The following is an 18,535-nucleotide window of genomic DNA, read 5'->3' as shown; positions in this document are numbered from 1 at the left end:
TTTTAATTGCTGCCTTGCTTCTGTTGCTGTTCTCTTTGCTTGCGGTTCGCCTCTTCCAGCAGTTGCTGCCACTTGGCGACACCGGGGGTGAACTTCACGCCCTTCAATTTCTTGCCGAACCACAGGGCCACGCCCAGCAGGAGCACGAGCACGCCGAAAGGCACGCCCGAAGCCCACAGGACGAGGAACACCAGCGCGCCGACCGCGCCCATCACCTTGAGCACCTTCGGATCGAACGTACCGGGCTGGGCCTTGGGTACTTCACCGTTGGGGAGTTCCTGCTGTTGCTGCTGCCGTTGCATGGCCGCCGTGACGGGGCCCGGCTGGCCGGGCGGCTGCGTCATGCCGACGTCGAGCCCCGGTTCGCCCTCCTTAGGCGCGCGCCTGGGCAATGCGGCCTGGGCCGACAGCCGTTCGACGTAACGCGCGAAATCGCCATTGGGCGGCGTGTTCCATTGGGGATTCAGGTTCATCAGACCCTCCAGTCGGGAAGTCGTGCGGCGATTTCGGTCATCAGTTCGCGGGCCAGCGTGAGCTTGGGCGCGCGCGGCAGTTCGCGCACGCCGTCGGCATCGACCAGCAGCAGCGCGTTGTCGTCCTGCCCGAAGGTCAGCGGGCCGATGTTCCCGACCAGCAGCGGAATGCCCTTGCGCTCGCGCTTGGCCTTGGCGTGCGCCGCGAGGTTCTCGCTTTCGGCGGCAAAGCCCACGCAGAAGAGCTTCTTCGACTGGGCGCGCTCGCTGCGCGCGACGGTCAGCAGGATGTCGGCGTTCTCGACGAACTCCAGCACCGGGGTCTTGCCGCTGCCGTCCTTCTTGATCTTCTGGTCGCTCTGCGTGGCCGGGCGCCAGTCGGCCACGGCGGCTGTTGCTACGAAAATGCTAGCAAACTCCGCGGCGCGGGTGGTGGCTTCGAGCATGTCCTGCGCGGACAGCACGTCGACGCGCGTCACGCCGCGCGGCGTGGGCAGGTGCACCGGGCCGGCCACCAGCGTGACCTCGGCGCCCGCTTCGCGGGCCGCGCGGGCGATGGCAAAGCCCATCTTGCCGGACGAATGATTGGTGATGCCGCGGATCGGGTCGAGCGACTCGAAGGTCGGCCCCGCCGTGACCAGCACCTTCTGCCCCGCCAGCAGCTTGGGGCTGAAGAAGGCCGTGATGTCCTCGAGCAGCTGGGCGGGTTCGAGCATGCGCCCGTCGCCGGTTTCGCCGCAGGCCTGCCAGCCGTTGCCCACGCCCAGCACCGTGGCGCCGTCGGCCGCCACCTGCACCAGGTTGCGCTGCGTGGCCGGATGGCCCCACATCTCGCGGTTCATGGCCGGCGCGATGAGCAGCGGAATTCGGTCCATGGGGCGGGCCAGGCACATCAGGCTCAGCAGGTCGTCGGAGCGGCCCTGCACCAGCCGCGCGACGAAGTCGGCGCTGCAGGGCGCCAGCACGATCGCATCGGCCTCGCGGCTCAGGTTGATGTGCGGCATGTTGTTGGGCTCGCGGGTGTCCCACTGCGAGGTGTAGACGGTGCGCCCCGAGAGCGCCTGCATGGTCACCGGCGTGATGAACTGCTCGGCCGCCTCGGTCATGACGACCTGGACGGTCGCGCCCGCCTTGACGAACAGCCGGCACAGCTCGGCCGACTTGTAGCAGGCGATGCCTCCGGTGAGGCCCAGGACGATGTGTTTGCCGGCGAGATCTTGCATGGGCTGTATTGTTGCTCACATGCCATCCGACCCGCGGCAACAAGCCCCTGGCGGAAAGTGTCGCGAAGGGCACACCTATAATCGCAATTTCCCACTGCCCGGATTGCAAAGTCCGGAACTGGCATGACCAAATTTGTCTTCGTCACCGGTGGTGTCGTATCTTCCCTTGGCAAGGGAATCGCCTCCGCCTCGCTCGCCGCGATCCTCGAATCGCGCGGCCTCCAAGTCACCCTCATCAAGCTCGATCCGTACATCAATGTCGACCCCGGCACGATGTCGCCCTTCCAGCATGGTGAAGTGTTCGTCACCGATGACGGCGCAGAGACCGACCTCGACCTCGGCCACTACGAGCGCTTCATCAACACGCGGATGCGCAAGGCCAACAACTTCACGACCGGCCAGATCTACAAGACCGTGCTCGAAAAAGAGCGCCGTGGCGACTACCTGGGCAAGACGGTGCAGGTGATCCCGCACATCACCAACGAAATCCAGGAATACATCAAGCGCGGCGCCGGCATCGGCACTGCGCACGAGGTGGACGTGGCCATCGTCGAAATCGGCGGCACCGTGGGCGACATCGAGTCGCTGCCCTTCCTGGAGGCCGTGCGCCAGATGAGCCTGCGCATGGGCCCGAACAACTCGGCCTTCGTGCACCTGAGCTACGTGCCCTGGATCGCCGCCGCCGGCGAACTCAAGACCAAGCCCACGCAGCACACCGCGCAGAAGCTGCGCGAAATCGGCATCCAGGCCGACGCCCTGCTGTGCCGCGCCGACCGCCCGATCCCCGACGACGAGCGCGCCAAGATCTCGCTCTTCTCGAACGTGCCAGAGTGGGGCGTGATCTCGATGTGGGACGTGGACACCATCTACAAGGTGCCCCGCATGCTGCACGAGCAGGGCCTGGACGGCCTGATCTGCGACAAGCTGCGCATCAACACCCCGCCCGCCAAGCTGCAGCGCTGGGACGACCTGGTCTACGAAGTCGAGCACCCGCAAAAGGAAGTGTCGATTGCCATGGTCGGCAAGTACGTCGACCTGTCGGACAGCTACAAGTCGCTGAACGAAGCCCTGCGCCACGCCGGCATGAAGAACCATGCCCGCGTGAAGATCGAGTACATCGACTCCGAGACCATCAACGCGCAGGACGTGTCCCGCCTGGCCAAGTACGACGCCATCCTGGTGCCCGGCGGCTTCGGCCAGCGCGGCGTGGAAGGCAAGATCTCGGCGGCCCGCTTCGCCCGTGAAGGCAAGGTGCCCTACCTGGGCATCTGCCTGGGCATGCAGGTTGCCACCATCGAATACGCCCGGCACGTGGCCGGCCTGAAGAACGCGAACAGCACCGAGTTCGACCCCGAGACGCCCACCCCCGTGATCGCGCTGATCACCGAGTGGAAGGACGCCGACGGCACCGTGAAGACGCGCGACGAGAAGTCCGACCTCGGCGGCACCATGCGCCTGGGCGCGCAGAGCTCCGACGTCTCGCCCGGCACGCTGGCCCACAGCATCTACGGCGACGTGGTCACCGAGCGCCACCGCCACCGCTACGAAGCCAACGTCAACTACCTCGACGAACTGCGCAAGGCCGGCCTCGTGATCTCGGCGCTCACGCAGCGCGAGCACCTGACCGAGATCGTCGAGCTGCCGCAGGACGTGCACCCGTGGTTCATGGGCGTGCAGTTCCACCCCGAGTTCAAGTCGACCCCGTGGGGCGGCCATCCGCTGTTCAACGCCTTCATCAAGGCGGCGCTCGAACACAAGGAAAAGGGCGCGGGCAGCACCAACAAGGCACTGAAGGCCGTCGCATGAGCAGCGGATACGTCATCGCCCACGTCGAGGTGACCAACCCGACGCAGTACGAGGAATACAAGAAGTGGTCGAGCGCCGCCATGCAGGCGCACGGCGCCGAGGTGTGCGTGCGCGGCGGCCAGGTGCAGCCGCTGGAGGGCGACTGGAAGCCCACGCGCGTCGTCATCCTCAAGTTCGCCAGCTTCGAGAAGGCCAAGGCCTTCTACGACACGCCCGAATACCTCAAGGCCCGCGAAGCGCGTGCCGGCGCCGCGATCATGAACATGATCGCCGTCGAGGGCCTCTGAGCCCCCTGCCCCATTTATTCATCCGCCAAAGAGAACCGAAAGAGAAAGACAAAAGATGAGTGCAATCGTTGACATCGTCGGCCGCGAAATTCTCGACAGCCGAGGCAACCCCACCGTCGAGTGCGACGTGCTGCTGGAGTCGGGCACCATGGGCCGTGCGGCCGTGCCCTCGGGCGCGTCGACCGGTTCGCGCGAAGCCATCGAGCTGCGTGACGGCGACAAGAGCCGCTACCTGGGCAAGGGCGTGCTCAAGGCCGTGGAGAACATCAACACCGAGATCTCGGAAGCCGTGCTCGGCCTGGACGCCAGCGAACAGGCCTTCCTCGATCGCACGATGATCGACCTGGACGGCACCGACAACAAGGGCCGCCTGGGCGCCAACGCCACCCTCGCCGTGTCGATGGCCGTGGCCCGCGCCGCGGCCGAAGAGTCCGGCCTGCCGCTGTACCGCTACTTCGGCGGCATGGGCGGCATGCAGCTGCCGGTGCCGATGATGAACGTCATCAACGGCGGCGCGCACGCCAACAACAGCCTCGACCTGCAGGAGTTCATGATCATCCCCGTGGGCGCCAAGAGCTTCCGCGAGGCCGTGCGCTACGGTGCCGAGGTGTTCCATGCGCTCAAGAAGATCCTGGGCGACCGCGGCATCAGCACGGCCGTGGGCGACGAAGGCGGCTTCGCCCCCAGCGTCGAGAGCCATGAAGCGGCCATCCAGCTGATCCTGGAAGCCATCGACAAGGCCGGCTACACGGCGGGCGAGCAGATCGCCCTGGGCCTGGACTGCGCGGCCAGCGAGTTCTACAAGGACGGCAAGTACGTGCTGTCGGGCGAAAACCTCTCGCTCACGTCCGAAAGCTGGACCGACATGCTCGCGACCTGGGTCGACAAGTACCCGATCATCAGCATCGAAGACGGCATGCACGAAGGCGACTGGGACGGCTGGAAGCACCTGACCGAACGCCTGGGCAAGCGCGTGCAGCTGGTGGGCGACGACCTGTTCGTCACCAACACCAAGATCCTGCAAGAGGGCATCGACAAGGGCATCGCCAACTCGATCCTCATCAAGATCAACCAGATCGGCACGCTGACCGAGACCTTCGCCGCCATCGAGATGGCCAAGCGCGCGGGCTACACGGCCGTGATCTCGCACCGCTCGGGTGAAACCGAAGACAGCACCATCGCCGATATCGCGGTGGGCACCAACGCCGGCCAGATCAAGACCGGCTCGCTGTCGCGCTCGGACCGCATCGCCAAGTACAACCAGCTGCTGCGCATCGAAGAAGACCTCGGCGACATCGCCGTGTACCCGGGCCGCGGCGCGTTCTACAACCTGAAGTAACGCACCGGACGCCCCGCGCATGCGCGCCCGACTCGTTCCGCCGATCATCCTGCTGCTTCTGCTGGGCGTCCTGCAGTGGCAGCTGTGGAACGGGCGCGGCAGCGTGCGCGACGTGGCGCAGCTGCGGACCAAGCTGGCCGACCAGAAGGAAGCCAACGCCAAGGCCACGCTGAACAATGAGCGCCTGACCTCGGAGGTCAACGACCTCAAGGAAGGCCTCGAAATGGTCGAGGAACGCGCGCGGGCGGAACTCGGCATGGTGAAGCCGAACGAAGTGTTCGTCCAGATCGCGCACTAGGATGACCCCCAGTCTTCGCGCACTTCGTGTCGGCGCCCTCTGGGGGCGAATCTGATCCTTGAGCTTCTCTCGGCCCCTGCATTCCTGCTCTGGGGCTCTCCCGTCAGCTGGCTCGAGCTTGTCGCCGCGCTCCTCGCGCTCGCCATGGTCGGGTGCAACATGCGCGAGATCCACTGGGGATGGCCGCTGGCCATCGTCAGTTCGCTGCTCTATGTGGCCGTCTTCGCCAAGGCGCGCATCTACGGCGACGCCTCGCTCCAGGTCTTCTTCGCTTTCGTCGCCCTGTGGGGCTGGGCCCAGTGGCTGCGCGGCCATCGGGCGGACGGGAGCGCCCTGCATGTCAGCCGGCTTTCGCCGCGCGGCATTGCCCTCGCGCTGGCCGCCTGCGCCTTGGCGTGGCCGGCCGTCGCCCTCTTCCTGCGCCGCTTCACCGACACCGACGTGCCCTGGTGGGACGGCTTCGCCACCGGGCTGAGCCTGGTCGGGCAGTTCCTGCTCGGGCGCAAGTTCATCGAGAACTGGCTGGTCTGGCTGGCGGTGAACGTGGTCAGCGTGGGCCTGTTCATCCACAAGGGCCTGTGGCTCACGGTCGGCCTGTACGCGGTGTTCGCCGCGCTCAGCGTGGCCGGCTACCTGGCATGGCGGCAGCGCCTGCCGAAAGCGGCGCAGGCGGCACGCGCATGACGCCCACCCTGCCGACCGGCTGCGTCATCGCGCTGCTGGGCGCCGAAAGCACCGGCAAGACCGAGCTGGCGCGCGCCATCGCGCAGCGCCTGCGGGACCGCGGAACCCCGGTAACGCTCGTCGGCGAATACCTGCGCGAATGGTGCGAGCGCGAAGGCCGCACGCCGCGCCCCGACGAACAGCAGGCCATTGCCGACGAGCAGACCCGCCGCATCGGCGTCGCCGCCGCGTCGGGCGTGGTGGTGGCCGATACCACCGCGCTCATGACGGCGGTCTACAGCGAACAGCTTTTCGCCGACACCTCGCTCTACGAAGGTGCCCTGGCGGCGCAGCGGCGCTATGCCATCACGCTGCTCACCGCGCTCGACCTGCCCTGGGTGGCCGACGACATGCGCGACGGCCCGCATGCGCAGCAGCCGACCGACACGCTGGTGCGCGCCGCGCTCATCGGCGCCAGGCTCTCGTTCGCCGTGGTGCATGGCAGCGGCGGCGAGCGCCTTGCCAACGCCTGGAACGCGATCAACTCGATCGCTGGCAACGAAGGCCGCACGCGCGCACGCGGCCGGCTCGAAGCCAAGCCCGCCTCGTGGTCATGGCCTTGCGAGAAATGCTCCGACCCGGAATGCGAACATAAGCTCTTCAGCGACCTGATCGCGCGCCGCGAATAAGCCAGCGGCGCGCACCATCCCCTTCACCGGAGATCCGATGCCCCTTTCGACAGCCGCGCGCCTCGCCCCTGCCACCACGCTCATCGCCCTGCTGCTGGCCGTGGGCCATGCCGCTGCCGCCCCCGTCGCGGCCACGATAGAGAACGGCACCACGACCACCGCCTGCGCCGAGGAAGACAACGTCTCCCTCACCCTGCGCGGCGACGGCATCCGCCACATGCGCATCGAGGCGCTGCAGCCCGACTATCTCGACAAGATCGGCAACGACGTCACGGCGCCCGACTTCTCGGGCTGCAACTTCGACGGCGGCGCCCACCCCACCGACCCCGCGCACCGCTTCAAGAAGCGCACCGTAGTGCTGCTGGACAACGCCGAGTGGCGCATCGTCGGCATGACGCTGCCGACCTTCTGGCGCCCGCAGAGCGTGCCCGTGACCGTGGGCAAGCGCAGCGACCGCGGCTTCCACCTGCTGCAGGTGTTCAGGAAGGAGAACGGCAAGGCGCTCGAGGCCATCGTGCTCTATCCGTCGGACGGCTACTGGCGGCTCAAGCCGCTGCCGGACCCGCGCTTCGGTGACGGCGTATACGGCTCTTCGTTCCTGCTCGGGCCGGTGGAGGCGGCGGCGCGGCCGGTGGTGAGCATCGCGTCGATCCGCATCGTGCCGAAGCCGCTGGCGATCCACGTGCGCTTCGCGAACGGCGGCAGCGCGGTGGCGCGTGTCGACGAAATCAGCCGCACGCGCACCGCGCTCGACGTCACCCTGTCGAAGCCGACGGTGAATGCGCAGCCCTTTGCGGTGCTGCGCTCGATGTACGTGACGCCGGACAACGCCGACGTGAGCGAAGTGCGCTGGCAGGCCGCGCCGCAAGCCGCGCAGCAGGTGCTGCCGCTGCCCGAGGTCAAGAGCCTGCAGGCCACGCAGGTGCGCTTCGGCCGCAGCCTGCCGTCGAAGCACAACACGAGCGCGCCGGACATTTCGTTCGGCGGCTTCGACAGCAGCGAAGCGCGCTGAGCCCGCGAGCGCGCTTCGACAGGCTGCCTACTGGACGACCGGGCTGCCCGGAATCTGGTCCGTCGGCGGCCTGAAGATCTGCGCGGTGTCGACCGCGTCGAAGCGGTACTGCTTGCCGCAGAAGTCGCAGCCCACCTCGATGTCGCCGCGCTCGGCGAGGATGCTCTCGGCTTCCTCCACACCCAGGCCGCGGATCATCTGCGCCACGCGCTCGCGCCCGCAGGTGCAGGCGAAGTGCGGGCCCAGCAGGCCGGCCTGCGGCTCGAAGCGCAGCAGCTTCTCTTCCCAGAACAGGCGGCGAAGAATGGTCTCGATGTCGAGCGTGAGCAATTCGTCGCGCGTCAGGCTGGAGGCGAGGATCGAGATGCGGTTGTAGTCCTCGTTCAGGCCGATCTGGTCTTCGTTGGCCTGGTCGTGGTCCTTGCTGGAGCTGCCTTCGAGGTTGCCCTCGCCCTTCACGGGCAGGCGCTGGATCAAGAGGCCCGCGGCCACCTTGTCGTCGGCCGCGAGCACCAGGGTGGTGTCGAGCTGCTCGCTCTGCAGCATGTAGTGCTGCAGCACGTCGCTGAGCTTGCCGAGCTTTTCGCCGTTGTCGTCGAACAGCGGCACCACGCCCTGGTAGGGCGTGGTGCCCGGCAGCTTGTCCTTGGGGTCGAGCGTGATGGCGCAGCGGCCCTTGTTGTTCACGTTGACCATGTCGGGCAGCCGAGCGTCGGCTGGCAGCTCGCCGATCACCTTGGCGGTGGCGCGCAGGCTCAGGTCGGGCTTGGCCTCGGCCACGGCCACCTTGACCGGGCCGTCGCCGAAGATCTGCAGGATCAGCGCGCCGTTGAACTTGATGTTGGCCTGCATCAGCGTGGCGGCGGCCGTCATTTCACCGAGCAGTTCGGCCACGGGCGGCGGGTAGGCGCCGGTGGCGGTGTTGGAGGCGCGCCGCGCAAGGATCTCCTGCCACGCATCTGTCAGGCGCACGATCATGCCGCGCACCGGCAGGCCATCGAACAGGAATTTGTGCAGCTCGCTCAAAACGTTTTCTTTCTCTCTGTGTGCCTGCAACCGAACCGGTCAGGCGATCTTCTTGAGGCCCTTCGCGAAGCGATGGGCGTTCTCTACATAGTGCTCGGCGCTCTGGCGCAGCCGGGCGGCCGCGGCGTCATCGAGGGTGCGCACCACCTTGGCCGGCGAGCCGATGATGAGCGAGTTGTCCGGAAACTCCTTGCCCTCGGTCACGACGCTGCCGGCGCCAACGATCGAATTGCGGCCGATCTTCGCGTTATTCAAGACCACGGCCTGGATGCCGATCAGCGAGTTGTCGCCGACGGTGCAGCCGTGCAGCATCACCTGGTGGCCCACGGTGACGTTGTCGCCGATGGTCAGCGGGCAGCCGATGTCGGCATGCAGCACCGACAGGTCCTGGATGTTGCTGTTGCGTCCGATGGTCAGCGTCTCGGTGTCGCCGCGCAGCACCGCGCCGAACCACACGCTCGCGTTGTCGGCCAGCTTGACGTTGCCCATCACCTGCGCGCTGTCGGCCACCCATGCGCCTTCGCCGAGGGTCGGTGCAACGCCGTCCAATTCATAAATCGCCATCGTGGTTGTCTCCGGGGGCAAAACTAGAATTGTAGGGATGCACCCCCGATTGAGCGCGCTGGCCGCGCTGCGCCTCTCCGATCCCGAACAGAAGGTGGCTGCAACGCGCGCCATTTCTCTGCACGGCGCTACCGATTCCATAGCAACCGACCCGATCCGCACGCCCGGCGACGACACCGGCGTGCCCGGCCGACCCGAAAAGCCCGTGCGCGTGGCCGCCACCGCGGTGCAGAAGCGCTCGCCATTCACGCCCGATGGCCGGGCCGCGCTGATCCATTCGATCTGCCACATCGAGTTCAATGCCATCAACCTCGCACTCGACGCCGTGTGGCGCTACGACGGCATGCCCGAGGCCTACTACCGCGACTGGCTGCGCGTGGCCGACGAAGAAGCGCTGCACTTCACGCTGCTGCACACGCACCTGCAGGACATGGGCTGGCGCTACGGCGACTTTCCGGGCCATGACGGCCTCTGGAACATGTGCGAGAAGACCAAGGACGATGTGCTCGGCCGCATGGCGCTGGTGCCGCGCACGCTGGAGGCGCGCGGGCTGGACGCCACGCCGCTGATCCAGGCCAAGCTCAAGCGGGTCAACACGCCCGATGCGCTGCGCGCGGTCGAGATCCTGGACATCATCCTGCGCGACGAAGTGGGTCACGTGGCCATCGGCAACCACTGGTACCGCTGGCTGTGCGAGCGCGCCGGCATCGACCCCGAGGCCACCTATCCGGCCTTGGTCGCGCGCTACGACGCGCCGCGCCACAAGCCGCCCTTCAATCTCGAGGCGCGCAGCCGCGCCGGCTTCAGCCCCGAAGAACTGCGCGCCCTGGCCGACTCCCGCCCCGAATGACCGAGGCGATCTCGCACCGGCAGGCCGCCTCGCTGGTCGAGGAACTGGGCCTGCGGGTGTTTTGAAACCCCGACTCAGGCCGCCGCCGGCCTGGCGTGCACCACCAGCCTGGGCGTGAAGTGCTGGAGCACATCGCCGCGCTGGTTGAGCGTCTGGCAGCGCATGGTGACCATCGCGCGGCCGGGCTTGGAGCGCGAGGGCACGATGTCGACCACCTCGCTCACCACATGCAGCACGTCGCCGGGCCGCGTGGGCTTGGGCCATTGCAGTTCGCCGCCTGAACCGATGATGCCGTCGGCCAGCGGGATGCCGCTTTCGACCAGCAGCTTCATGGTGAGCGCCGCGGTGTGCCAGCCGCTCGCGGCCAGCCCGCCGAAGAAAGTCTTCTTCGCGGCCTCTTCGTCGGTGTGGAAGGGCTGCGGGTCGAACTGCCGCGCGAAGGCCTGGATCTGTGCCACGTCCAGCGCGTGTTCGGCGCTGCGGAAGCGGTCGCCGACGGACAGGTCTTCGAGGTACAGCTTGGGCCTGGCGCCGGTTTCAGGGGTTGCTGTCATCGGTTCTCCTTGGGGTTCGTGGCCGCATTTTCGGACCGTTCAAACGCGCTCGAGGATCGTCGCGATGCCCTGCCCGCCGCCGATGCATTGCGTGGCCAGCGCATAGCGCCCTTTCTCGCGCACCAGCAGCGACGCGGCCTTGCCGGTGATGCGCGCGCCGGTCGCGCCCAGCGGATGGCCGATGGAAAGGCCGCCACCGTCGAGGTTGATCTTCGCGGGGTCGAGGCCCAGGTCGCGGATGCAGGCCAGCGCCTGCGAAGAGAAGGCTTCGTTGATCTCGATCACGTCCAGGTCGGCCGCGCTCAGGCCGGCGCGCGCCAGTGCCTTGCGCGTCGCGGGGATCGGGCCGATGCCCATGACGGCGGGATCGACGCCCACGGTCGCGAACGAGCGGATGCGTGCCAGCGCCTGCAGGCCGTGCCTGGCGGCAAACGCATCGCTGGTGACGAGCACCACCGCCGCGCCGTCGGTCAGCGGAGACGAGGTGCCGGCCGTCACCACGCCGTCGGGGCGGAATGCGGGCTTGAGGTTCGCCAGCGCCTCGGCGGAAGTGCTCGGGCGGATGCAGCCGTCGGCATCGACGATGTCGCCCGAGGCCAGCCGCACCGGCACGATCTCGCCCGCCAGCCGGCCTTCCGCGCGTGCGGCGGCGGCCTTGCGGTGCGACTCCACCGCGAAGGCCTCCTGGTCGGCGCGGCTCACGTTCCAGCGCTGCGCCACGTTCTCGGCGGTTTCGCCCATGGAGATGTAGGCGTCGGTGTTGGCCAGCAGCTGCGGGCTGGGCGAGAAGTTGAAGCCGCCCTGCGGCACCGCCGTCATCGATTCCACGCCCACGCACAGGAACGCGTCGCCCATGCCCGCCTCGATCTGCGCGGCGGCAATGTGCACCGCCTGCATCGACGAACCGCAGAAGCGGTTCACCGTCATGCCGCCCACCTCGTGCGGCAGGCCGGCCAGCAGACCGACGATGCGCGCGAGGTTGTTGCCCTGCGAGGCCTCCGGGTAGGCGCAGCCCAGGATGATGTCTTCGAGCAGCGCGGGATCGAGGTCGGTGCGCTGCAGCAGGCCCTTCACCACGCCGGCGGCCAGCGTGTCGGGGCGCACCTCGGCCAGCGCGCCTTTCTTCGCGAAGTGAAAGGGAGAACGGGCATAGGCGGAAATGACGGCTTTCATGAATGGCTCCAACAGATGAAACCTACCATCCAATCGGTAGGCTACGAGGTCAAAAAATAGGCACGCCGGAGCGCGCCTGCGTCAGGCCCGGCGCTCAGCCGGGCAATGAACTCCTGAGTTGCGCGATGGCTTCGTCGAACTCGTCCACGCGCCCCGTCATGCGCGCCGACAGCAGCGCACCCTGGCAGGAAGAAAACACGAAAGCCGCCAGCGAAGCGACCGAAACGCCCTTCCTGCGTTCCGGCATCAGCGCACCCAGCACGCCCGTGAGCCACGTCACCTGGGTGCTGCGCAGTTCGCGCACCGCCTCGCGCAGTTCGTCGTTGATGACGTCCCAGCCCGGCGCCAGCGCGCCTGCCGGGCAGATACCGGAGCCGGCATTCAGCGTGTTGCGGTACATGCGGAAATACGATTCGAGCGCGTCCTTCGGCTCGCGCTCGCGGGCGGCATCCCAGTCCTTGAAGCCCTGGGTGGCGGAGCGGATGACTGCGATGCCCAGCGCTTCCTTGCTGGGAAAGTGGTGATAGAGGCTGGCCTTGCGCACGCCGACCGCATCGGCCACGTCCTGGAAGCTGAAGCCCAGGTAGGAACGGGTTTCGATGAAGCCGCGCGCCACCGCGAGGATCTGCTCGCGGGTGCTGCCGGTGGCAAGGGCGGGAACGGCTGCTGTGGCGCTGGTCATCTACCTACTATAAGGTAGGGAGAGTCAGACCACAAGCGCAGGTGTCTTCCAGGCGTCAGGTGGTTCGGGCCAGCTCAGTCGGCCTTGATGTTCGCCGCCTTGATGATGCGGCCGTTGCTTTCGAACTCGCTGGCGATTTCCTTCGCAAAGGCTGCAGAGGTACCGCCGGTCGGCACGTTGTCGGTGGCCGTGAGCTTGGCGCGCAGCTCGGGGCTGGCCAGCGCCTTGTTGATCTCGGCGTTGTACCGCGCGACCAGCGCAGCCGGCGTGGCGGCCGGCGCGAACACGCCGAACAGCGAGTTGATGTTGGCCGCCTTGTAGCCCAGCTCGCCCAGCGTGGGCACCTGGGGCAGGCTGTCGAGCCGGGCCGGCGCTCCCACGGCCAGCGGGCGCAGCTTGCCCGACTGGATGTGCGACGACAGCGTCGGGCTCGCGTTGGTCGACAGAATCTCGAACTGCCCGCCGATCGCATCGTTGAGCTGCTGGCCGCCGCCCTTGTACGGCACGTGCGTGATGTCCACGCCCGCCGCCGCATGCAGTTGCTCCAGCACGATGTGGCCCAGCGACGCCGGGCCGGAAGTGGCCCAGCGCACCGCGCCCGGGTGCGCCTTGGCGTCGTCGATCAGCGCCTTGAAGTCCTTGGCCTTGCTCGCCGGCGTGGCAATCAGCAGCACCGGCGAGTACATCACGCTGGCCACGGGCGCCACGTCCTTGAGCGGATCGAAGGGCAGCTTGCCCAGGTGCGGGCTCAGCACCAGCGGACTGATGGCCGAGAAGCCCAGCGTCGCGCCGTCGGGCGCGGCCTTGGCCACCGCGTCCATGCCGATGGCGCCGCTTGCGCCGGCCCGGTTGTCCACGATGACCGTGATGCCCATCTGCGCCGCGAGCCGGTCGCCCAGCGCCCGAGCGACCACGTCGCTGACGCCGCCCGCCGGGTAGGCGACGATGAGCCGCACGGTCTTGGGCACGGCCTGCGCGTAGGCGCCGGAAGCGGCGCACAGCGCGGCGGCGGCAAGGAGTCGGGTCGCCGTGCGGCGCGATGGCTTCGAGGAAGCGAGGAAATTCATGGTGTCTGTGGATCGGGTCGTCTGCGTGATTGCGTCAGTCCAGCTGCAGCTTGCGCTCCTTGATCAGCCTGGACCACTTCTCATTGTCCGCCTTCACGAAGGCCGCGAACTCGACCGGGCCCAGCGAATGCACCTCGGCCCCCGCCGTTGCGAACTTGGCCTTGATCTCGGGCTGCGCCAGCGCCTTGGCCAGCTCGCCCGAGAGCCGATCGACCACGTCCTTCGGCATGTTCGCCGGCCCCACCAGCCCCTGGAAGCCGACTGACTCCATGCCCGCCAGCCCCAGTTCCTTCACGGTCGGCACGTCGGGCAGCTGCGGGTCGCGCACCGGGCCGGTCACGGCCAGCGCCTTCAGCTTGCCGCCCTTCACCTGCGGCAGCAGCACGCTGCCCGCGTCGATGAGGATCTGCGTCTGCCCGCCGATCAGGTCCTGCACCGCCGGCGCGCTGCCCTTGTAGGGCACGTGCGTCATGTCGAGCCCCGTCACCTGGTTCATCAGCTCGCCGTTCAGGTGCGTCGAGGTGCCGTTGCCGCCCGAGGCAAAGTTGACCTTGCCCGGCTGCCCCTTGGCCCACGCCACGAACTCCTTGAGGTTCTTCGCCGGATGGTCGGGCCGCGTCACCGCGATGTAGCTGCCCTGGCTGATCTGCCCGATGTAGGTGAACTGTCTGATCGGGTCGTACGGCGGCTTGCTCTGCAGGTAGGGCGCGATGGCGAACGGCCCGGTGTTGGCCAGCAGCAGCGTGTAGCCGTCGGCGGGCTGGCGCGTGAGTTCGGTGGCCGCGATCATGCCGCTGGCGCCGGGCTTGTAGTCGACCACCAGTTGCTGCTTGAGCGCCTCCTGCAGCGGCACCTGCACCGTGCGCGCCGCAAAGTCGATGCCGCCGCCGGGCGGGTAGCCGACGATCAGGCGAATGGGCTTGGCGCCCGGGAAGCCTTGGGCGGCGGCAAGGCCGGTGGCCGCGGCCATTGCAAAGCCAAGGCCCAGGCCGGCGCAGAGTCTTGTGAATTTCATGATCCGTCTCCTCTTGTTGATCGTTGATTCTCCAGCAGCCGCTGCAGCGCCAGCGCGTTGCCTGTCGCCTCGCCGCCGGCCGTGTTATCGAACACGCACCAGCACTGCGCGCCTTCTTCCTTCGCAAGCTGCAGCCGCTGCGCGAGCCGCGCAAGCAGGTCGTCGCCGTAGGCCGACCAGTAGCGCCGCGGCGAGCCGTGCAACCGCAGATAGACAAGGCCCGGCCAGCCGCCGGGGGCCGCGGCTTCGTCGAACAGCACCGGGTCCGCGAGCACGCGGGCCACTTCGAAAATAGACAGCAGCCCCTCGGCCTGCGGCGTGAACCAGCTGCGATGACGGGGCTCCAGCACCACAGCGCCCGGGTGCCTGCGCCTAAGCGCGCTGAAAAAACCGCGCACCACCCCGGCATCGAACGCCAGGCTCGGCGGCAACTGCACGACCAGCGCACCGAGCTTGTTCCCGAGCCCCCCGACCTGCGCGGCAAATTCTTCGAACGCAGGCATCGCATCGACCAGCCGTCGTTCGTGCGTCACCGCCTTCGGCAGCTTGACCGCGAAGCGGAATCCTTCGGGCGTGCTCGCGGCCCAGCGTTCGTAGGTCTCGCGCCGGTGCGGCCGGTAGAACGAGGTGTCGATCTCGACCGCGTCGAAGCGCTGCGCATAGCGCTCCAGGTGCGAGCCCTCGGGCGGAAACACCGGCCACAGCGCGCGCGGCAGGCTCCATCCGGCGCATCCGATGCGCCAGGGCTGCCCAGGCTCAGCCGCGCGGGTGGTGCTTCGCATGAAGCTGCTTCAGGCGCTCGCGCGCCACATGCGTGTAGATGGTGGTGGTCGAGATGTCCGCATGCCCCAGCAGCAGCTGCACCGCGCGCAGGTCGACCCCGTGGTTCAGCAGGTGGGTGGCAAAGGCGTGGCGCAGCGTGTGCGGCGACAGCGGCACGTGAATGCCAGCCGCGGTCGCATGCTTCTTCACGATGATCCAGAACATCACGCGCGTCATGCCCGCCCCGCGCGCCGTGACGAACAGGTCGGGCGTCTGCTGGCCGTCGAGGATCGCGGGGCGCGATTCCTCCAGGTAGCGTTCAATCCAGCGCCGCGCCTCGCCGCCGAAGGGCACCAGCCGCTCCTTGCTTCCCTTGCCCAGCACGCGCAGCACGCCGTCGTTCAGGCTCATGTCGATGGCCTTGAGCGCCACCAGTTCGCTCACGCGCAGGCCGCTCGCATACATGAGCTCCAGCATCGCGCGGTCGCGCAGGCCCAGGGGCGATTCGACATCGGGCGCGGCCAGCAGGTCGTCGACCTGCTTCTCCGACAGCGTCTTGATGGCGCGCGGCATCTGGCGCGCGGGCATGAGACGGATGCTCGGGTCGGCCGTGATGCGCCGCTCGCGCAGCGCCCAGCGGTAGTAGCGCTTGAACACCGTGAGCCGGCGGTTGGCCGACGTTGCCTTGCCCTTGTTGGTGAGCCGCGCGCCCATGTAGGCCTGCAGGTCGGTCTCCCGCGCGGTGGCGAGCGTGGCGCCGCCTTGCTGCTTGCCGAGCCACTGCGCGAACAGCGCGAGGTCGCGACGGTAGGCGGCGAGCGTGTTCTTCGACAAGCCGTCCTCGAGCCAGAGGGCGTCGATGAAGTCGTCGATATCGGGAGTGGGTGCGGCGGCGGCCTCGGTCATGCGTTGCAAGATAGCAAAAAAGAAAAAGCCGCCCGGGGCACGGGCGGCTTGCGTCTAAAGAAAGAAAAAACCGGGCTCAGTCGAGCTTCAGGTTCTGCTTCTTCACCACGTCCTTGTAGACCTCGTACTCGGCCTTGATCTGCGCGGCGAACTGCTCGGGCGTATTGGCCACGATCAGCGAGCCCGTGTCCTCGATGCGCTTGCGCACCGCCGGCTCTTCCACCGACTTCTTCACGCCGGCGCTGATCTTCTCGACCACTTCCTTTGGCAGGCCCTTGGGGCCGAGGATGCCGTAGTAGGCCATGCGGTTCACCGGCTCCAGGCCGACTTCCTTGAAGGTCGGCACGTTGGGCAGTGCGGCCAGGCGCTGGGGCGCGGACACCACGATCGGGATCAGCCGGCCGCTGGTGATGAAAGGCATGGCCGAGGGAATGTTGTCGAACATGATCGGCACCTGGCCGGCCACCACGTCGTTCAGCGCCGGGCCCGCGCCGCGGTACGGGATGTGCGTGACGAAAGTGTTGGTCAGGCTCTTGTACAGCTCCATCAGCAGGTGGCCGATGCCGCCCGTGCCCGACGAGGCATACGAATACTTGCCGGGGTTCTTCTTCAGTTCGGCCACGAACTCGGCGTAGTTCTTGGCCGGGAAGCTCGGGTTGACCGCAATGATGTTCGGCGTGGCGGCGATGTTGATGATCGGTGTGAAGTCGTTGATCGGGTCGTACGGCGTCTTCGGGTTGATGGCCGGATTGGCCGCCGTGCTCGACACCGTGGCGATGCCGAGCTTGTAGCCGTCGGGCGTGGCGCGTGCCGTCTCGGCCGCACCCACGATGCCGCCGCCACCGGCACGGTTGATCACCACCACCGGCTGGCCCAGCACCTTGCCCAGCGGGTCGGAGATCACGCGCGCCACGATGTCGGTCGTGCCGCCCGGTGCGAAGGGCACGCTCAGCTCGACGGGCTTGCTGGGGTATCCCTGCGCGAAGCTCGGGCCCGCTACCGCGACCAGTGCGGCGGCGCCCACCAGAGCGCTCCATTGACGACGTTGCATCGAAAACTCCTTGACTTGACTTTGATGTCGAAAAAACGAAAGCCCGGATGCTAGCGGCTCACGGCCCGCACCCGTGCTGTGGATTACCCATGGTCCGTCCGGTTTATCCTCGAAGCGGTGAACTACGCGCAGCTGCTCTTCCCCGACTTTTCGCTCATCGCCATCGGATGGCTCCTGTGCCGCTACACCGCCCTCGACCGCCGGGTGTGGGACCAGGTCGAGAGCCTTGTCTACTACTTTCTTTTTCCTGTGCTGCTGTTCCATTCGATCGTGCGCAGCCCGCTGGACTTCGGCGCCACGTCGAACCTGCTGACAGCGGGCCTGTGCATCGGCGCGGTCGGCATCGGGCTGGCCTACGCCCTGCCCTTCATGCCCGGCATCGGCTCGCACATCGACCGGCGCGACCACGCGGCCAGCGCCCAGGTCGCGTTCCGCTTCAATTCGTTCATCTGCCTCGCGCTGGCAGAGCGGCTGGCCGGGTCCGAAGGCCTGCTGCTCATTGCCGTGCTGATCGGCGTGTGCGTGCCCATCTTCAACATCGCGGCCGTGTGGCCGATGACGCGCCATGCGCAGACCGGCTTCTTGCAACAGCTGGTGCGCAACCCGCTGATCGTCGCGACGATCGCGGGGCTGCTGACCAATGTGCTGGGGATCACCGTGCCGGGCTGGGCCACGCCCACGCTCACGCGCATCGGCGCCGCATCGCTCGCATTGGGGCTTTTGGCCGCGGGTGCGGGCATGAAGTTCTCGACGCTGGGCACGGGCAAGGTGCTGGCGGTGTCGATACTGGGCATACGGCACCTCGTCCTGCCGCTGGTCGCATGGGGGCTGGCTCTGGCGTTGCGGCTCGATGCGATGCAGGCTTCGGTGCTGATGGCTTTTTCCGCGGTGCCGACTGCTTCGAGTGCTTATGTGCTGGCTGCGCGGATGGGATACAACGGGGCTTATGTGGCGGGGTTGGTGACGCTGTCTACGCTGTTGGGGGTGTTCAGCTTGCCGTTTGCCTTGGCGTTGCCTCGGTAGTTGCTTTTCTTTTTGTGTTCCGGGGCCGGGTCTCGGCCCGGCGGCCGACCTACTTTTCTTTGCTTCGCCAAA

21 protein-coding genes are annotated in these 18,535 nt (G+C 67.5%); 9 read left to right on the top strand and 12 right to left on the bottom strand.

Features of this window, described 5'->3' with window-relative positions; translation table 11 throughout:
* Nucleotides 1–2: 2 nt before the first annotated feature.
* The gene (locus QRN67_RS00105) at nt 3–473 is read right to left on the bottom strand and encodes a hypothetical protein (RefSeq protein ID WP_285409680.1); all 471 of its coding nucleotides are present in this window, start codon (nt 471–473) and stop codon (nt 3–5) included.
* On the bottom strand, nt 473–1,696 hold the full coding sequence (coaBC, locus tag QRN67_RS00100; protein WP_285409679.1) for a bifunctional phosphopantothenoylcysteine decarboxylase/phosphopantothenate--cysteine ligase CoaBC: 1,224 nt from the start codon (nt 1,694–1,696) through the stop codon (nt 473–475). Before coaBC ends, QRN67_RS00105 begins: the two co-directional genes overlap by 1 nt.
* 123 nt (nt 1,697–1,819) lie before the next feature.
* On the opposite strand from coaBC, the gene pyrG reads away from it, so the two are divergent.
* The 7 genes from pyrG to QRN67_RS00065 are packed head-to-tail and all read left to right on the top strand — an operon-like array spanning nt 1,820 to nt 7,790.
* Nucleotides 1,820–3,502: a CTP synthase gene (gene pyrG, locus QRN67_RS00095; RefSeq protein WP_285409677.1), complete on the top strand. Its 1,683-nt coding sequence runs from the start codon at nt 1,820–1,822 to the stop codon at nt 3,500–3,502.
* A complete protein-coding gene (locus QRN67_RS00090; RefSeq protein ID WP_081267221.1) occupies nt 3,499–3,789 on the top strand; it encodes a DUF1330 domain-containing protein in 291 nt (96 codons plus the stop codon). Before pyrG ends, QRN67_RS00090 begins: the two co-directional genes overlap by 4 nt.
* A 55-nt stretch (nt 3,790–3,844) precedes the next feature.
* Nucleotides 3,845–5,128: a phosphopyruvate hydratase gene (gene eno / locus QRN67_RS00085; RefSeq protein ID WP_081267222.1), complete on the top strand. Its 1,284-nt coding sequence runs from the start codon at nt 3,845–3,847 to the stop codon at nt 5,126–5,128.
* A 19-nt stretch (nt 5,129–5,147) separates the two neighbouring features.
* Nucleotides 5,148–5,426 carry a cell division protein FtsB gene (ftsB, locus tag QRN67_RS00080; RefSeq protein ID WP_081267223.1) on the top strand — a complete coding sequence of 93 codons (279 nt, stop codon included), beginning with the start codon at nt 5,148–5,150 and terminating at the stop codon, nt 5,424–5,426.
* A gap of 54 nt (nt 5,427–5,480) precedes the next feature.
* The gene (pnuC, locus tag QRN67_RS00075; RefSeq protein ID WP_285409835.1) at nt 5,481–6,110 is read left to right on the top strand and encodes a nicotinamide riboside transporter PnuC; all 630 of its coding nucleotides are present in this window, start codon (nt 5,481–5,483) and stop codon (nt 6,108–6,110) included.
* Nucleotides 6,107–6,778, top strand: a complete 672-nt coding sequence (locus QRN67_RS00070) for an AAA family ATPase (protein WP_285409674.1) — start codon at nt 6,107–6,109, stop codon at nt 6,776–6,778. The genes pnuC and QRN67_RS00070 overlap by 4 nt, the downstream gene beginning before the upstream one ends.
* Nucleotides 6,779–6,815: 37 nt before the next feature.
* Nucleotides 6,816–7,790, top strand: a complete 975-nt coding sequence (locus QRN67_RS00065) for a hypothetical protein (protein ID WP_285409672.1) — start codon at nt 6,816–6,818, stop codon at nt 7,788–7,790.
* Nucleotides 7,791–7,817: 27 nt separating this feature from the next.
* On the opposite strand, the gene hslO is transcribed toward QRN67_RS00065, so the two are convergent.
* The gene (gene hslO / locus QRN67_RS00060) at nt 7,818–8,816 is read right to left on the bottom strand and encodes an Hsp33 family molecular chaperone HslO (RefSeq protein ID WP_285409670.1); all 999 of its coding nucleotides are present in this window, start codon (nt 8,814–8,816) and stop codon (nt 7,818–7,820) included.
* Between the two features lie 39 nt (nt 8,817–8,855).
* Nucleotides 8,856–9,380 carry a gamma carbonic anhydrase family protein gene (locus QRN67_RS00055; RefSeq protein WP_081267227.1) on the bottom strand — a complete coding sequence of 175 codons (525 nt, stop codon included), beginning with the start codon at nt 9,378–9,380 and terminating at the stop codon, nt 8,856–8,858.
* A 37-nt stretch (nt 9,381–9,417) separates the two neighbouring features.
* Here QRN67_RS00055 and QRN67_RS00050 point away from each other — a divergent pair, with 37 nt between their 5' ends.
* A complete protein-coding gene (locus tag QRN67_RS00050) occupies nt 9,418–10,230 on the top strand; it encodes a ferritin-like domain-containing protein (RefSeq protein WP_081267228.1) in 813 nt (270 codons plus the stop codon).
* A 74-nt stretch (nt 10,231–10,304) separates the two neighbouring features.
* Here QRN67_RS00050 and QRN67_RS00045 read toward each other — a convergent pair whose 3' ends face one another.
* From QRN67_RS00045 to QRN67_RS00010, 8 genes are all read right to left on the bottom strand, one after another.
* On the bottom strand, nt 10,305–10,784 hold the full coding sequence (locus tag QRN67_RS00045; protein ID WP_081267229.1) for a MaoC family dehydratase: 480 nt from the start codon (nt 10,782–10,784) through the stop codon (nt 10,305–10,307).
* 39 nt (nt 10,785–10,823) lie between these two features.
* Nucleotides 10,824–11,957 (bottom strand): thiolase family protein, encoded by a 1,134-nt coding sequence (locus tag QRN67_RS00040; protein ID WP_285409666.1) that lies wholly within the window; start codon nt 11,955–11,957, stop codon nt 10,824–10,826.
* Nucleotides 11,958–12,051: 94 nt separating this feature from the next.
* The gene (locus tag QRN67_RS00035; RefSeq protein WP_081267231.1) at nt 12,052–12,639 is read right to left on the bottom strand and encodes a TetR/AcrR family transcriptional regulator; all 588 of its coding nucleotides are present in this window, start codon (nt 12,637–12,639) and stop codon (nt 12,052–12,054) included.
* Between the two features lie 74 nt (nt 12,640–12,713).
* A complete protein-coding gene (locus tag QRN67_RS00030) occupies nt 12,714–13,706 on the bottom strand; it encodes a Bug family tripartite tricarboxylate transporter substrate binding protein (protein ID WP_106933919.1) in 993 nt (330 codons plus the stop codon).
* Between the two features lie 34 nt (nt 13,707–13,740).
* On the bottom strand, nt 13,741–14,721 hold the full coding sequence (locus QRN67_RS00025; RefSeq protein ID WP_106933918.1) for a Bug family tripartite tricarboxylate transporter substrate binding protein: 981 nt from the start codon (nt 14,719–14,721) through the stop codon (nt 13,741–13,743).
* Nucleotides 14,718–15,503 (bottom strand): DUF72 domain-containing protein, encoded by a 786-nt coding sequence (locus QRN67_RS00020; protein WP_285409663.1) that lies wholly within the window; start codon nt 15,501–15,503, stop codon nt 14,718–14,720. Before QRN67_RS00020 ends, QRN67_RS00025 begins: the two co-directional genes overlap by 4 nt.
* Nucleotides 15,478–16,389, bottom strand: coding sequence for a site-specific tyrosine recombinase XerD (xerD, locus tag QRN67_RS00015; protein ID WP_081267235.1), 912 nt, complete (start codon nt 16,387–16,389; stop codon nt 15,478–15,480). Before xerD ends, QRN67_RS00020 begins: the two co-directional genes overlap by 26 nt.
* Before the next feature lie 76 nt (nt 16,390–16,465).
* Nucleotides 16,466–17,440, bottom strand: a complete 975-nt coding sequence (locus QRN67_RS00010; RefSeq protein WP_106933916.1) for a tripartite tricarboxylate transporter substrate binding protein BugE — start codon at nt 17,438–17,440, stop codon at nt 16,466–16,468.
* A 117-nt stretch (nt 17,441–17,557) separates the two neighbouring features.
* Between QRN67_RS00010 and QRN67_RS00005 the strand changes: the two genes are divergently transcribed.
* Nucleotides 17,558–18,463: an AEC family transporter gene (locus QRN67_RS00005; protein WP_285409657.1), complete on the top strand. Its 906-nt coding sequence runs from the start codon at nt 17,558–17,560 to the stop codon at nt 18,461–18,463.
* Nucleotides 18,464–18,535 lie beyond the last annotated feature (72 nt).

It is taken from the genome of Variovorax sp. efr-133-TYG-130 (assembly GCF_030208835.1).
Lineage (GTDB): Bacteria > Pseudomonadota > Gammaproteobacteria > Burkholderiales > Burkholderiaceae_C > Variovorax.
Note: the sequence above shows the minus strand (reverse complement) of the source record. Positions and strands in the feature narration are given on the sequence as shown.